The organism is Stenotrophomonas sp. YJH_SMC_105-26, from assembly GCF_059368915.1.
The window spans coordinates 187,537-200,302 of sequence record NZ_JCAFSD010000007.1 but is presented as its reverse complement, the minus strand read 5'-3'; the positions used below and the strand labels follow the sequence as shown (position 1 = coordinate 200,302).

Annotated in this window: 15 protein-coding genes; 5 read left to right on the top strand and 10 right to left on the bottom strand. The window is 68.5% G+C overall.

The annotated features are described in order from the left end of the window. Positions 1–63: 63 nt before the first annotated feature. Positions 64–807, bottom strand: coding sequence for an SDR family oxidoreductase (locus tag AC5P7F_RS16670; RefSeq protein WP_197602781.1), 744 nt, complete (start codon positions 805–807; stop codon positions 64–66). A 106-nt stretch (positions 808–913) separates the two neighbouring features. Here AC5P7F_RS16670 and AC5P7F_RS16665 point away from each other — a divergent pair, with 106 nt between their 5' ends. After that, positions 914–1,867: a LysR substrate-binding domain-containing protein gene (locus AC5P7F_RS16665; protein ID WP_164077990.1), complete on the top strand. Its 954-nt coding sequence runs from the start codon at positions 914–916 to the stop codon at positions 1,865–1,867. A 65-nt stretch (positions 1,868–1,932) separates the two neighbouring features. Here AC5P7F_RS16665 and AC5P7F_RS16660 read toward each other — a convergent pair whose 3' ends face one another. From AC5P7F_RS16660 to dkgB, 8 genes are all read right to left on the bottom strand, one after another. After that, positions 1,933–3,300, bottom strand: coding sequence for a heavy metal sensor histidine kinase (locus AC5P7F_RS16660; protein ID WP_164077989.1), 1,368 nt, complete (start codon positions 3,298–3,300; stop codon positions 1,933–1,935). Beyond that, positions 3,297–3,995, bottom strand: a complete 699-nt coding sequence (locus AC5P7F_RS16655) for a heavy metal response regulator transcription factor (RefSeq protein WP_046430894.1) — start codon at positions 3,993–3,995, stop codon at positions 3,297–3,299. The genes AC5P7F_RS16660 and AC5P7F_RS16655 overlap by 4 nt, the downstream gene beginning before the upstream one ends. A 45-nt stretch (positions 3,996–4,040) precedes the next feature. Continuing rightward, entirely contained in the window at positions 4,041–4,925 is an 885-nt protein-coding gene (gene copD / locus AC5P7F_RS16650; RefSeq protein WP_046430892.1) for a copper homeostasis membrane protein CopD, read from the bottom strand. 10 nt (positions 4,926–4,935) lie between these two features. After that, the gene (gene copC / locus AC5P7F_RS16645) at positions 4,936–5,313 is read right to left on the bottom strand and encodes a copper homeostasis periplasmic binding protein CopC (RefSeq protein ID WP_032962626.1); all 378 of its coding nucleotides are present in this window, start codon (positions 5,311–5,313) and stop codon (positions 4,936–4,938) included. A gap of 113 nt (positions 5,314–5,426) precedes the next feature. Then, entirely contained in the window at positions 5,427–5,750 is a 324-nt protein-coding gene (locus tag AC5P7F_RS16640) for a MoaF-related domain-containing protein (RefSeq protein WP_046430889.1), read from the bottom strand. Beyond that, a complete protein-coding gene (locus tag AC5P7F_RS16635) occupies positions 5,747–6,685 on the bottom strand; it encodes a cyclase family protein (RefSeq protein ID WP_126412369.1) in 939 nt (312 codons plus the stop codon). Before AC5P7F_RS16635 ends, AC5P7F_RS16640 begins: the two co-directional genes overlap by 4 nt. A gap of 19 nt (positions 6,686–6,704) precedes the next feature. Then, complete coding sequence (locus tag AC5P7F_RS16630) at positions 6,705–7,679, bottom strand: TIGR03571 family LLM class oxidoreductase (RefSeq protein ID WP_164077988.1); 975 nt, start codon at positions 7,677–7,679, stop codon at positions 6,705–6,707. Between the two features lie 11 nt (positions 7,680–7,690). Next, complete coding sequence (dkgB, locus tag AC5P7F_RS16625; protein ID WP_164077987.1) at positions 7,691–8,494, bottom strand: 2,5-didehydrogluconate reductase DkgB; 804 nt, start codon at positions 8,492–8,494, stop codon at positions 7,691–7,693. Positions 8,495–8,612: 118 nt separating this feature from the next. Here dkgB and AC5P7F_RS16620 point away from each other — a divergent pair, with 118 nt between their 5' ends. Further along, positions 8,613–9,515 (top strand): LysR family transcriptional regulator, encoded by a 903-nt coding sequence (locus tag AC5P7F_RS16620; protein WP_111206306.1) that lies wholly within the window; start codon positions 8,613–8,615, stop codon positions 9,513–9,515. A 269-nt stretch (positions 9,516–9,784) separates the two neighbouring features. Here the strand turns inward: AC5P7F_RS16620 and AC5P7F_RS16615 are convergent, their stop codons facing one another. Beyond that, the gene (locus tag AC5P7F_RS16615; RefSeq protein WP_032962638.1) at positions 9,785–10,261 is read right to left on the bottom strand and encodes a MerC domain-containing protein; all 477 of its coding nucleotides are present in this window, start codon (positions 10,259–10,261) and stop codon (positions 9,785–9,787) included. A 32-nt stretch (positions 10,262–10,293) separates the two neighbouring features. Here AC5P7F_RS16615 and AC5P7F_RS16610 point away from each other — a divergent pair, with 32 nt between their 5' ends. Genes AC5P7F_RS16610 through AC5P7F_RS16600 form a run of 3 tightly spaced genes read left to right on the top strand, consistent with a single transcriptional unit; the run spans position 10,294 to position 12,765 of the window. Further along, positions 10,294–10,827 (top strand): ZrgA family zinc uptake protein, encoded by a 534-nt coding sequence (locus AC5P7F_RS16610; RefSeq protein ID WP_164077883.1) that lies wholly within the window; start codon positions 10,294–10,296, stop codon positions 10,825–10,827. Next, positions 10,824–11,519 (top strand): ABC transporter ATP-binding protein, encoded by a 696-nt coding sequence (locus AC5P7F_RS16605; protein WP_164077884.1) that lies wholly within the window; start codon positions 10,824–10,826, stop codon positions 11,517–11,519. The genes AC5P7F_RS16610 and AC5P7F_RS16605 overlap by 4 nt, the downstream gene beginning before the upstream one ends. After that, on the top strand, positions 11,512–12,765 hold the full coding sequence (locus AC5P7F_RS16600; RefSeq protein WP_495204178.1) for an ABC transporter permease: 1,254 nt from the start codon (positions 11,512–11,514) through the stop codon (positions 12,763–12,765). The genes AC5P7F_RS16605 and AC5P7F_RS16600 overlap by 8 nt, the downstream gene beginning before the upstream one ends. Position 12,766: the final 1 nt, after the last annotated feature.

Genomic DNA, 12,766 nt, shown 5'->3' with positions numbered 1-12,766 from the left:
CAGCCGAGCATGGGCTCGGCTCTACAAGGGCGTCGCGCCATGCGTGGATGCCACCTGTGCGATCTACACCATTCCGCCGTTGGCGCGCAGCACCTGGCCGTTGATCCATCCGCCATCGGCACCTGCCAGGAACCCCACCGCGCCGGCGATGTCCTCCGGCATGCCCAGCCGCTCCAGGGGGTTCATCTTCGCCAGCCGCTCGATCAGCTCGGGCGATTTTCCATCCAGGAACAAATCGGTGGCGGTCGGTCCGGGCGCCACGGCGTTCACGGTGATGTTGCGCCCGCGCAGCTCCTTGCTGAGGATTGCGCCCATCGTCTCCACCGCCGCCTTGCTGGCCGCATACACGCTGTAGTTCTCCAGCCGGATGCCGACCACGCTGGTGGACAGGGTGATCAGCCGGCCACCGTCGCGCACCCGTCGCGCGCTTTCGCGCAGCACGTTGAAGGCGCCCCTGAGGTTGATGCCGATCACCCGCTCGAACAGGGCGTCGTCGGTATCGGCCAGTGGTGCCAGCTGCAGCACCCCGGCGCTGTGGACCACCACGTCGATGCCGCCGAAACGGGCTTCGATGGCGTCGAAGAGCTGGCGCACCGCATGCGGATCGGACACATCGGCCTGCAGCGCGATGGCCTGCGCGCCGGCGGCGTTCAGTTCGGCCGCCAAGGCTTCGGCGTCGTCGCGGCGGCCCGCATAGTTGATCGCGACCGCGTGGCCATCGGCGGCGAGCCGACGCGAGATGGCGGCACCGATGCCACGGGATCCGCCGGTGACCAGGGCGACAGAGCGGGCGGGGGAGAGGGTCATGGTGACTTCCACGGGGACACGCCGAAGTGGCGCAGCGCCATCTTCGCGAAATCGCGCTTTCGGATAATCCTGCATAATCCGCCAACATCATCCGGATAGCCGAACAATGGACCGCTTCACGGCCATGCGCGCCTTCGTCCGTATCGTCGAGCGCCGCAGCTTCACCCGGGCCTCCGAGGACCTGGGCCTGCCGCGGGCCACGGTGACCGACGCGATCAAGGCGCTGGAACAGCGGCTGGGCGTGCGCCTGCTGCACCGGACCACGCGGCTGGTGGTGCCGACGCTGGAAGGCGAGGCCTTCTATGGCCGTTGTCTGCGCCTGATCGCCGACATGGACGACGCCGAGGCCGCCTTCCGTGACGCGCCGCCGCGCGGCCCCTTGCGCATTGAGGTGCATGGCACGCTGGGCCGGCACCTGCTGTTTCCCCACCTGCCGGAGTTCCTGCAGCGCTACCCGGAGATCGAACTGGAGGTCAGCGAAGGCGACCGCTATGTCGATCTGCTGCGCGAAGGCGTGGATGCGGCGCTGCGGGTGGGCACGCTGGCCGACAGCGATCTGGCGGCGCGCCGGTTGGCGATGCTGCGCGAAGTCACGGTGGCCGCGCCGGGCTACCTGCAGGCCAAGGGCGTGCCAGGCAGCATCGAGTCCCTGCTGGGCGGCCATGAAATGGTGGGCTATCGCTCCAGCGCCACCGGCCAGCTGATTCCGCTGGAGTTCCAGCAGGGCGGGCAGGTGCGCTACGTGCCGCTGCCGGTGCGGGTGCGTGTGTCCGGTGCGGATGCGTTCCTCGGCGCCGCGCTGGCGGGCCTGGGCATCATCCAGGCTCCGCGCTACCGGATGGACCCGTATATCGCGCGCGGGCAGCTGGTGGAGCTGTTGCCGGACGCGCCGCCGACCCCAAGCCCGTTGAGCCTGGTCTACCCGCGCAACCGCACGCCGTCCCCACGCTTGCGGGTGTTCATCGACTGGGTGGCCGGGGTGTTCGAGCAGACCGGAGGTGCCGGCCAGCGGCCGGCACTACCGGAGCGGCACGCGAAGCTGTCCGACCGCACGCGGTAGTGCCGGCCGCTGGCCGACAGGTGCAATGCGCTTCATGCACCGGGGGTGCCGGCCAGCGGCCGGCACTACCGGGCTGCGGCGCCCGGCAGCACCAGCTCGAACACGGTGCCGGTGTCATCGGACGCAACACTCACGCTGCCGCCATGCGCCTGTGCAATCGCGCGGGTGATCGCCAAGCCCAGCCCCGCACCTTCGTGTCGGCCACGCTCGCCGCGGTAGAAACGATCGAACAGGCGCGGCAGCGCTTCGGCGGAAATCGGCGTGCCGACGTTGTGCACGCTGACCCTGCACACGCCATCGGCCTCGGCCAGCCGTACCCGCACCTCGCTGCCGGCAGCGGCGTGCTTCAACGCGTTGGACAGCAGGTTGGCAATCGCCCGGTGCAGCATCAAGCGGTTGCCTTCCACGCTCGCCACACCTTCGCGGCGCAGGGTCAACTGCCGGTCCTCGGCCAGCAGCTCGTAGAACTCGAGCAGCGAATCCACCACCCCATCCAGCGCCACCGGCTCGCGCGAAGGCAGCGCGCCCGGTGCTTCGGCCTGCGCCAGGTACAGCAGGTCGCCCACGGTCTGTGCCAGCTGCTGCAGTTCTTCGGCACACGACGCCAGCGTCTCGCGGTAGGCCTCGTTGCTGCGCGGGTGCGCCAGCACCACCTGCACCTGGGTGAGCATATTGGTGATGGGCGTGCGCAGCTCGTGGGCGAGATCACCGGAGAATTCGGTCAGCCGCGCGAAGTCCTGCTGCAGGCGTGCCAGCATGCCGTTGAGGGTCTGCGCCAGCTGCTCCAGTTCGGCCGGTGCACTGCGCGCGCTCAGGCGGCGCTGCAGCCGGCCAGCGGTGATCTGCCTTGCCTCATCGGCCAGCGTGCGCAGCGGCCGCAGCGTGCGCCGCACCACGTAGCCGCCGAGCAGGCTGCTGGCCACCGCGGCGCCGATGATGGCGATTGCCAGCAAGTGGCGGAAGCGCTCCAGGAAGTCGGCGTGACGGTTGTCATCAATGGCCAGCAGGGTCAGCAGCTGGCTGCCGTCGGCCAGCGTCTGGCGCAGGTGCAGGGCATGCATGCAGCGACCATCGGTGAGGATCCAGTCGTGCCGCCGTGGCGCGGCGTCGATGGGCTGGCTGCGTGCATGCTCGCGCAGCAGTGCCGGCGCAGTGGAGAACAGTACGGTTCCGCTCCCATCAACAATGTGGAAGGCGATATCCGGATGATGGCCGAGCGCCTCTGCCAACCGCGGTCCGCGCGCGGCGGCAGGCCCATTGTCAGCGAGGTCGCGGATCAACGCGACCTTGTTTTCCAGTTCGATGAAGTCCTGGGCAACAAGATCATGGCGGGCGCTGACATAGATCGCCACGCCCAATGCGGCCAGCACCAGCGTGGCCACGATGGCGAACAGCAGTGTCAGCCGTACCGCGATGGAACGACGCAGGCTCATCCGCTGTGCACGGCACCGTCGTCCGGCGCCTCCAGCACATAGCCCATGCCGCGCACGGTGACGATCAGCTTGGCATCGAAGTCATCGTCGATCTTCGCGCGCAGGCGGCGGATCGCCACGTCGATCACGTTGGTGTCGCTGTCGAAGTTCATGTCCCACACCTGCGAGGCGATCAGCGAGCGTGGCAGCACTTCGCCCTGGCGACGCGCCAGCAGCTCCAGCAGGGTGTATTCCTTCTGGCTGAGGGCGATGCGCTGGCCGCCGCGTTCGACCCGGCGGCGCAGGGTATCCACCACCAGGTCGGCGATGATGATGCGCTCGGCCTGCGGCTGTGCCTGGCCGCGACGCAGCAGGGTGCGTACCCGCGCCAGCAGCTCGGCGAAGGCGAACGGCTTGGCCAGGTAGTCATCGGCGCCCAGTTCCAGGCCCTGCACGCGGTCGGCGATGCTGCTGCGCGCGGTCAGGAACAGCACCGGTGTCTGCCACCCTCCGGCGCGCAACCGCGACAGCACGTTCCAGCCATCCAGGCCGGGCAGCATCACATCGAGAATGATCAGTTGGTACTCGCCGCTGCCGGCCAGGTGCAGCCCGTCGACGCCGTTGCAGGCGAGATCGACCACGTAGCCGGCCTCGATCAGGCCCTGGCGCAGGTAGTTGCCGGTCTTGGGTTCGTCTTCGACGATCAGCAGTTTCATGATGCGCCCATCATCGCAGCTTGCACGTGGGCTGGCTGCGCAGGCTCACGCCAACGGGTCCAGAGTACCAAGCACCGCCACGCAGGCCAGCACCAGCACGGCCAGCACCGACTCGCAGGCCAGGCTGTGGCGCAGGGAACGCAGCGGCCGCGGTTGCCAGCCGTCGCGGATGGAGGTGGCCAAGGCCGGTACCAATCGCCAGCGATGCAGCGCCGCCAACCCCAGCATGCCGACCACCAGGGCCAGCTTGAGCAGCAGCCAGCGCCCATGCGCGGTACCGGTCAGGGTCTGCACGGAACCGCCGAGATCGACATAGGTATAGGTGCCGGTCATTGCCAGCAGGGCGACGATGACCGTGCCCGGCAGGGCGAAGCTGTGCGCGGCCCGCCACAACTCGTAGGTGCGCTCGCGCAGGCGCAGGCCCTGTGGACGCAGCGCCAACTGCAGGATGGCGGCGATCGCGCCGACCCAGGCACCGGCGGCCAGCAGGTGCACGATGCCGGCCAGCAGCCGCAAGGTGCCGCCGAACCCATCGCCCGCAGCGGCGTGGCCGTTCCAGGACAAGCTGGCCAACGCCGTGGCAGACAAAGCGAGCAGGGCCACGCGGCGCAGGCCCGGCAGCGGCGTGGCGAATGCCAGCAGGGGCAGCATCGCCAGCACCGCCACGGTACGCAGCAGGCCGGCTTTACCCACCGGCGTACCGGTGAGGAACCAGTGCGCCGTTGCAGGGTCGATGTCGGCCGGTGCGATGCCGAGCACACCGGTCAAGCGGGTGATGGCATCGGTGACCACCACGGCCAACGCGATCAGGGCGAGCGCCAGCGAGACGCCGCGCGGCAGCCCCGGACGGACGAACAGCATCCGCCCGAACAGCAGCATCAGCACCAGGTACAGTGCCAGCCGCAGCGCATACGGCGAGAGCTCGGCCACGATGGCAGCCCTATTTCACGGTGAAACGGTACGTGCCAGTGATCGGGTGGCTGTCCTGGCCCACCGCGCGCCACTGCAGTGCGTAGCTGCCTGCCGGCAAGGGCTTGGCGAAGCGTGCGCGCAGGGTGTGGCCATCTTCGGAGAGCTCCTGCGCAGTGGTGGGCATGGCCATCTTCATGCGGCCATGGTCCATGCTCAGTTCGATGCGGGTGGCACGCGGCATCACCTTCTCGCTGAACTGCAGCTCGATCTGGCTGGCCGGCGCCACGGTCGCGTCGGCGGCCGGCGTCGAGCGCACCAGGCTGGGATGGGCCAGGGCCAGCGGCGCAACCGCGAGGCCGGAGACGAGGACAACAAGGGCGGTGGAGCGGAGCAGGGGACGGGCCATGCGTGGGACACCTGTGGAAGACATGGCCCACAGGGTGGAGGGCAGCGCCTTTCGCTGCCCTGACCCCTGCATTACCGATCTGTAATGTTCCGTCCGCCGGCCGCTGGCCGGCATCACAGCGCTGCCAGCGGCCCTTGCATGCGATGGAAACTGCCATCGGTGGCGGTGAACCAGGCCAGCGAATGCCCGCCCGCGAAGTCATCGACATGCACGACCGTAGCGCCATCGGCTTCCTGCCACGAAATGGCATAGACCCCGTCGCTGATCCGCTGCCACTCACAGGCGGCTTCGCCCTGCGCACCGGCATAGGCGCCGGAGACGATGGCGTACTGCACGTGGCGGCCATCGGCGCTGTAGACATTGTCGGCGGCCAGGCCGTCATAGCTGACGCGGAAGCGGCGGCCGGCGAACAACGGCAAGGCGGGGGCAGTGTTCATCGGATCGCCACCGGGTTGATGTTGACCTGGGTCGAACCGACGTACAGCGGCTGGCCGAGTACGAACAGGAATTCCCAGGCCTTGTCGCGCACCAGCGCACGGCTGTCGATCAGCTCCAGGTTGTAGATGCCACGCTTGGCCAGCATGTACTGGTTGATCGGGAACTCCTCGGCACCGTTCGGGTTCGGGTAGACCTCCGAGGCCCAGGTGTCGCCACCGAAGGCGACGATGCCCTGGTCGGCCAGCCACTTCGCCGCCTCCATGCCGATACCCGGTTCCACTTCCAGGAACTGTTTGTCGTCCTTGCCGATCAGTTCCAGCCAGCCGGTGTTGAACAGCACCACGTCGCCCTTGCGCAGGCGCAGCCCCTGCTTCTTCAGCACGGCCTGGATGTCGGCCACGGTGAACTCGGTGCCGCCGGGCACGATCGCCTTGCCGTAGTACGTGGTCATGTCCAGCACGACGCCACGGGTGACCATCGGCGGCACCTTCTCGACGCCGAGCTTGCGCACCCCGTCCACGGTGACGAAGTCGGCGGCCTTGTTGCCGTTGTAGTAGACGTTGTCGATGCCGATATGGCCGATGCCGTTGAGCTGGGTGCCAACGCCGGTCCAGGCGTTCACCAGTTCATCGTTGAAGGTGAACTTGTTGGGGCCCAGCGACTTGCCAGCCTGCTGGCCGACCTGCACGTTGTACAGGCGGAAGCTGCGGTGGCGGAACGCGGGCAGGTTCTTGTCCACCGGCACCGCCAGCGGATAGGTCTTGCCGGTCCTGACCAGCGAGACCGCGTGCTTGACCACGTCGGCGGTCAGCAGGTTGGCCGCGCCGATCTCGTCGTTGGCGCCGTAGGCAGAGGGGTACCAGTCCTCGGCAGTGGCCTGGAAGGACAGCGGCAGGGTAGCCAGCGCTAGCGCGGCCAGGGTCTTCATCTTCATGGCAAAGCTCCGGTAACTGTCAGGCCGTCGCGGGGGCGGCAAGCGGGGCATGCGGCGCAGCGGCGCTGGCATGGGCCGGGAAGTGCGGCAGCACGTACTCGGCGATTTCGTGGAAGGTTTCGGCCAACGGCCGTTCGTTGCGGCGGAACTGCAGGCCGATGTGGTCGACACCGGCCGCCTGCATGGCGTGCAGTTCGGCCAGCAGGGCGTTGCGGCCGCCGCGCAGGCCGAAGCGCCAGCGCTGCAGAGGAGCATCGGCATCGGCCACCAGGTCCAGGTGGATGAAGCTGACATAGGGCTTGTTGCCGGCCACGGCGCGCCAGGCCGCCACGCGTTGTACATGGTCCTGCGGCGTGCCCGGGTAGGCCAGGCAGCCATCCATGTGCTGGCCGATCCACGCCGGTTGCTGCTGGGCCAGGCCTGCCACGAACAGCGGCAGGGCCGGGCCATCCGCGGGCAGCACGTCCAGGCCCTGCGGCAGGTGCGCGGCGGCGCCTTCGCGCAGCAGTGCGATCTGCTCGCGGAAGCGGCTGCCACGGCTGTCGAAGTCGCGGCCGAACAGCGGGTACTCCACCGGGCGGTCGCCACTGGCCACGCCCAGCAGCAGGCGGTCACCGCTCAGCCGCTGCACGCTGCGTGCCGACTTCAGGGTCAGCAACGGCTCGCGGATCGGCAGCACCACCGCGCCGGTACCCAGCAGGATGTGCTCGGTGATGCCGGCCAGGTAGCCGAGGTAACTGAACACCTCGAACACCTGTGCGGCATCGCCGAAGGCCGGGTCGTACACGGGCACGTCGCGTACCCACAGCGCACGGAAGCCAAGGCGGTCGGCCAGCCGTGCCAGCTCCGCATGGCGCTGCAGGTCCGGTTCGCCGGGCAGGCGTCGCGCGGCGCGTCGTGCCTGTTCGCCCAGCGGCGTCCAGTCATTGTCCAGCGGTGCTTCGATGCCGATGCTGAAACCACCGGCCTGCAGCCGCGTCAACGCACTGCCCATGGCGAGGCTCCTCAGTCCCAGGCCGGGGCCAGGCCGGGCGGATCGACTTCGCGGCCGTTGCGGTCAAGCGCGGCGATCGCGGCCATGTCATCGGCATCCAGGTGCAGGTCCTGGGCAAGCAGGTTGCTGGCCAGGTTCTCGCGCTTGGTCGAGGACGGGATGACCGAGTAACCCCGCTGCAGCGCCCACGCCAGCGCGACCTGGGCGACGGTGGCCTGGTGCTTGTCGGCGATGGCGGCCAGCACCGGGTCCTTCAGCACCTTGCCGTAGGCCAGGGTCATGTAGGAGGTGACGGTGATGCCTTGTTCCTGCAGGAAGGCAGTCAGTGCCGGGTTCTGCAGGTAGGGGCTCAGTTCGATCTGGTTGGTGGCGATCTCGCCGGCGCCGACCACCTCGATGGCCTGCCGGGTCAGTTCGATGTTGAAGTTGGACACACCGATCTGACGGGTCAGGCCCAGCGATTTGGCTTCGGCCAGCGCGGTCATGTACTCGCGCAGTTCAACGCCATTGCCCGGCGCCGGCCAGTGGATCAGCAGCAGGTCGACGTACCCGGTGCGCAGCTTGGCCAGGCTGTCGCGCAGGCTCGGGATCAGCTTGTCGGCGGCGTAGTTGTCCACCCAGATCTTGGTTGTCAGGAACAGCTCGTCGCGCGGGACGCCGGATTCGGCGATGGCCTGGCCGACCTCGGCTTCGTTGCCGTAGATCTGCGCGGTATCGATCGCACGGTAGCCGACGTCGAGGGCGTTGCGCACCGAATCGATGACGGTCTGGCCGGTCAGGCGGAAGGTGCCGACGCCAAAGGAAGGAACGCTCATGATGGACTCCAGGGACTTCGTTGAGAGCCGGTGGGCTCGGGACAGGGCGAAGTGTGGGCGCTTTACATTTGTTGATTAAGCCGTGTATACGGGAAACGCTTTTGCGCCGAGGTAAAAAATGAAAACCACCCTGGATGAGCTGAAGGCCTTCGTGGCCGTGGTCGACAGCGGTTCGATCACTGCCGCGGCCGAAGAGCTGGAGCTGACCATCTCCGCCACCAGCCGCACCCTGGCGCGGCTGGAGGACAAGCTGCAGACCACGCTGCTGCGGCGGACCACGCGGCGGCTGGAGCTGACCGAGGAGGGAGCCGCATTCCTGGAGTACGCGCGCACGATCCTGGCCACGGTGGACGAGGCCGAGGAACAGATGGCCGCGCGGCGGCTGCAGCCGGTCGGGCGCCTGCGCGTAGACGCCGCCACGCCGTTCATGCTGCACGTCATCGTGCCGTTGCTGGAGGGCTTCCGCGAGCGCTACCCGCAGGTGGAGCTGGAGCTGAATTCCAATGAAGGCATCACCGACCTGATCGAGAAGCGCACCGACGTAGCGTTCCGCATTGGCGTGCTGCGCGATTCCACCCTGCATGCGCGGCCCATCGGCCACAGCCGCATCCGCGTGGTGGCCAGCCCCGAGTACCTGCGCCGGCGTGGCACGCCCACGCGGGTGGAGCAGCTGCGCGAGCACGACCTGCTTGGCTTCACCCAGCCCAGTTCGTTGAACGAATGGCCGCTGCAGGATGCCGATGGCGGCCCTTTCGTGATTGAGCCGGCGATTGCTTCATCCAGTGGCGAGACACTGCGGCAGATGGCGGTGACCGGGCTGGGCATCGCCTGCCTGTCCGACTTCCTGACCCGCCAGGACCGGCGTGACGGCCGCCTGGTGCAGTTGTTCGCCAAGCAGACGCAGGAGGTGCGCCAGCCGATCAACGCGGTGTACTACCGCAACACCGCGCTGGCCGCGCGCATCACCTGTTTCGTCGACCACGTGACGCAGACGCTCGGCCAGCGTCCGTTTGACGAATAAGGCGGCGTAGAGCCGGCCGCTGGCCGGCTGACGGGTCCCTGAGGCTGCCGGCCAGCGGCCGGCACTACCAGCTGCGTATCCCCTGATGCATGGCCCATGCATGGAGGGGTAGAGCCGGCCGCTGGCCGGCTGCCGGGTCTCTGGGGCTGCCGGCCAGCGGCCGGCACTACCAGCTGTGTATCACCTGATGCGTGGCCCATGCATGGAGGGGGTAGAGCCGGCCGCTGGCCGGCTGCCGGGATCCCGCAGCTGCCGGCCAGCGGCCGGCACTACCGGCGGTTGTGCAGCGCGCGCCGGTTGCCGATGTGCGCGCATGCCAGCAGCACGCCACCACCAGCTGTCGCCACGCCATGCCAGAGCAGTGACTCCTTCAGCGGCAGGTATAGCGAGGCCGACAACAGCAGGAGGGCGCCGACGCAGGCCAGCCTTGCAGGTCGCCAGCGCCCATGCCGGTGAACCCCGGCCAAGGTGCTCGCCAAGGCCAGCGACGAGGCCAGCAGCGCAAACACCCATTCCCAGCGCGACATCATCAGCAGCACCGTCATCGCGCCATGGCCGGGGTGCTGGAACGAGCGCAGCGCCATCATCGCTGCCGGCACGAAGGCCAACAGCAGGGGCAGGGCGATGCAATGGGCGGCGCAGGCCAGGGACAGCCAGGCCCCGGCTAGATCGAAGCGGGGGTGCCAGCGTGCCGAAGCTGGCGGCTGGGCCAGGGCCCTTGCAGGCGTCGTGGGGATGTGGTCCATAATGTTACATAGTAACAATTGGAGCCTCTCCCATGAAGCGTTCTGCTGCTCTTTTCCTGCTGCTGGCTGCCAGCGCTGCACAGGCCCATGATGTCCGCCAGCTCGGTGCGCACGTACACGGCCAGGCCACCGTTGATCTTGCGCTTGACCAGCAGACGCTGGAATTCGCCCTGCAGGCGCCCGGCATCGGCATCCTTGATTTCGAGCGGCCGCCGGCCAATGCAACCGAGCAGGCCGCGCTGGCGCGTGCGACTGCGCTGCTGCAGGGCGGCAGCTGGGTCACCTTGCCCACCGCCGCGGGCTGCCGCCTTATCGCGAACGATGCCAGGGCCGAGGGCTTCGGTGCGATGGCTGCCGCGCCGCCGCCCGGTCAGCATCGCCACGCAGGGTTCAGCGCAACCCTGCGGTACCAGTGCACCAAGCCTGCCGGGTTGCGGGCCATCGTCGTGCGCCTGCCCGCAGTATTCCCGGGCCTGCACGAAGTGATCGTCAACAGCACCACCGCCCATGGCCAGAACCGCAGCGTGTTGACCGCGGACAATCTGCGCGTGGTGCTGGCACCGTGAGCATGCGACCGCTGATCGTGCTGGATGGCGTGCAGTTCGGCTATGGCCGGCGGCTGGTGCTGGACGTGCCGCGGCTATGGATCGAGCAGGGCAGCAGCGTGCTGCTGCGCGGAATCAGTGGCGGTGGCAAGAGCACGCTGCTGGGCCTGCTGGCGGGCGTGCTGCTGCCCGGCAACGGCCGCATCCAGGTCGCCGGCCACGCGCTGCAGGCGATGCGTGGTGCCGCGCGGGATCGCTTCCGCGCCGACCACCTGGGCGTGATCTTCCAGCAGTTCAACCTGCTGCCGTTTCTCAGCGTGCGCGACAACATCGCACTGGGCCTGCGCTTCTCGCGCCTGCGCAGTGCGCGCATCAGCGGGCCGTTGAATGCCGAGATCGCGCGACTGCTGCAGGCCCTGCAGCTGGACCCCGGGCTGATGCAGCGCCGCGCCGGCACGCTCAGCGTCGGCCAGCAACAACGCGTGGCGGCGGCACGCGCGCTGATCGGCCGCCCGGCGTTGCTGCTGGCTGATGAGCCGACCTCGGCGCTCGACCGCGACGCGGCGACCGCGTTCCTGAAGCTGATGTCGGCGCAATGCGAGGCGGCCGGCACCACGGTGCTGGTGGTCAGCCATGACGACAGCCTGCAGTCGTTGTTCGACCGCACGATCGCCTTGTCCGAGATCAACCAGGCAGGTGCCGACCATGCTTGAGCTTGCCTGGGCCAGCCTGCGCAGCCGCGCGTTGAGCGTGGGCCTGACCGTGCTGGTCATCTCCCTCAGCGTGGTGCTGTTGCTGGGTGTCGAGCGTGTGCGCACGCAGGCGCACGAAGGCTTCGCCAGCACGGTGTCGGGTACGGACCTGATTGTCGGTGCGCGTTCGGGGCCGGTGAACCTGCTGCTGTACGCGGTGTTCCATATCGGTGACCCGACCAACAACGTGTCCTGGCAGTCCTACCAGGCGCTGTCCGCAATGCCGCAGGTGAAGTGGGCGGTGCCGCTGTCGCTGGGCGATTCCTGGCGCGGCTGCCGGGTAGTGGGTACCACTGGCGGCTACTTTGAACACTATCGTTATGGTCCCGGTCACGCGCTTGCTTTTGCACAGGGGCGGCCCTTTGATGATCTGTATGATGCGGTGATCGGTGCGGAGGTGGCACGCGCGCAGAAGGTCGGCCTCGGCGACGAGATCGTGCTGGCGCACGGCACCGGCGCGGTCACGCTGGCCACGCATGCCGACAAGCCGTTCCGGGTCTCCGGCATCCTGCAGCGCACCGGCACGCCGGTGGATTCGTCGCTGCTGGTCTCGCTGCCGGCGATCGAGGCCATCCACGTCGACTGGCGCTCGGGTGTGCAGCTGCGCAGCCAGAGCGCCAGTGCCGAGCAGGCGCGCCACCTCGATCTGACCCCGACCAGCATCACCGCTTTCATGCTCGGCCTTAACTCGCGCATCGCCACCTTTTCGGTGCAGCGCAGGATCAACGAGTATCCCGAAGAGGCGATGCTGGCGATCCTGCCCGGGGTGACGCTGCAGCAGCTGTGGCAGTCGCTGGGCACGGCCGAGCGCGCCCTGCAGCTGATCAGCGCGTTGGTGGTGTTGCTGGGCATGGTCTCGCTGGTGGCGTTGCTGGTCTCGACGCTGCAGCAGCGGCGGCGCGAGATGGCGATCCTGCGTGCGACCGGCGCGCGGCCGGGTTACATCGCCGGCCTGCTGGTAGTGGAAGCGGTGGCGACCAGTGCCGTGGCCTGCGTGCTGGCGTTGGCGCTGCTGGTGGCCGCCAGCATGGCCGGACGCGGCTGGGCCCTGGCCACCTTCGGCCTGTCCATCACCCATGTCTGGCCGGATGGCCGCGAGCTGGCCTGGGTGGCGGGTGTGTTGGCGATCAGCGCGGTGGCCGGGCTGGTGCCGGCGTTGCTGGCCTACCGGCGCACCTTGGCCGATGGCCTGTCGCCGGGAGGCTGAG

Coding starts and splice junctions, on each gene's coding strand:
- AC5P7F_RS16670 (WP_197602781.1), bottom strand. CDS start 807: ATGACCCTCTCCCCCGCCCGCTCTGTCGCCCTGGTCACCGGCGGATCC.
- AC5P7F_RS16665 (WP_164077990.1), top strand. CDS start 914: ATGGACCGCTTCACGGCCATGCGCGCCTTCGTCCGTATCGTCGAGCGC.
- AC5P7F_RS16660 (WP_164077989.1), bottom strand. CDS start 3,300: ATGAGCCTGCGTCGTTCCATCGCGGTACGGCTGACACTGCTGTTCGCC.
- AC5P7F_RS16655 (WP_046430894.1), bottom strand. CDS start 3,995: ATGAAACTGCTGATCGTCGAAGACGAACCCAAGACCGGCAACTACCTG.
- copC (WP_032962626.1), bottom strand. CDS start 5,313: ATGGCCCGTCCCCTGCTCCGCTCCACCGCCCTTGTTGTCCTCGTCTCC.
- AC5P7F_RS16640 (WP_046430889.1), bottom strand. CDS start 5,750: ATGAACACTGCCCCCGCCTTGCCGTTGTTCGCCGGCCGCCGCTTCCGC.
- AC5P7F_RS16635 (WP_126412369.1), bottom strand. CDS start 6,685: ATGAAGATGAAGACCCTGGCCGCGCTAGCGCTGGCTACCCTGCCGCTG.
- AC5P7F_RS16630 (WP_164077988.1), bottom strand. CDS start 7,679: ATGGGCAGTGCGTTGACGCGGCTGCAGGCCGGTGGTTTCAGCATCGGC.
- dkgB (WP_164077987.1), bottom strand. CDS start 8,494: ATGAGCGTTCCTTCCTTTGGCGTCGGCACCTTCCGCCTGACCGGCCAG.
- AC5P7F_RS16620 (WP_111206306.1), top strand. CDS start 8,613: ATGAAAACCACCCTGGATGAGCTGAAGGCCTTCGTGGCCGTGGTCGAC.
- AC5P7F_RS16615 (WP_032962638.1), bottom strand. CDS start 10,261: ATGGACCACATCCCCACGACGCCTGCAAGGGCCCTGGCCCAGCCGCCA.
- AC5P7F_RS16610 (WP_164077883.1), top strand. CDS start 10,294: ATGAAGCGTTCTGCTGCTCTTTTCCTGCTGCTGGCTGCCAGCGCTGCA.
- AC5P7F_RS16600 (WP_495204178.1), top strand. CDS start 11,512: ATGCTTGAGCTTGCCTGGGCCAGCCTGCGCAGCCGCGCGTTGAGCGTG.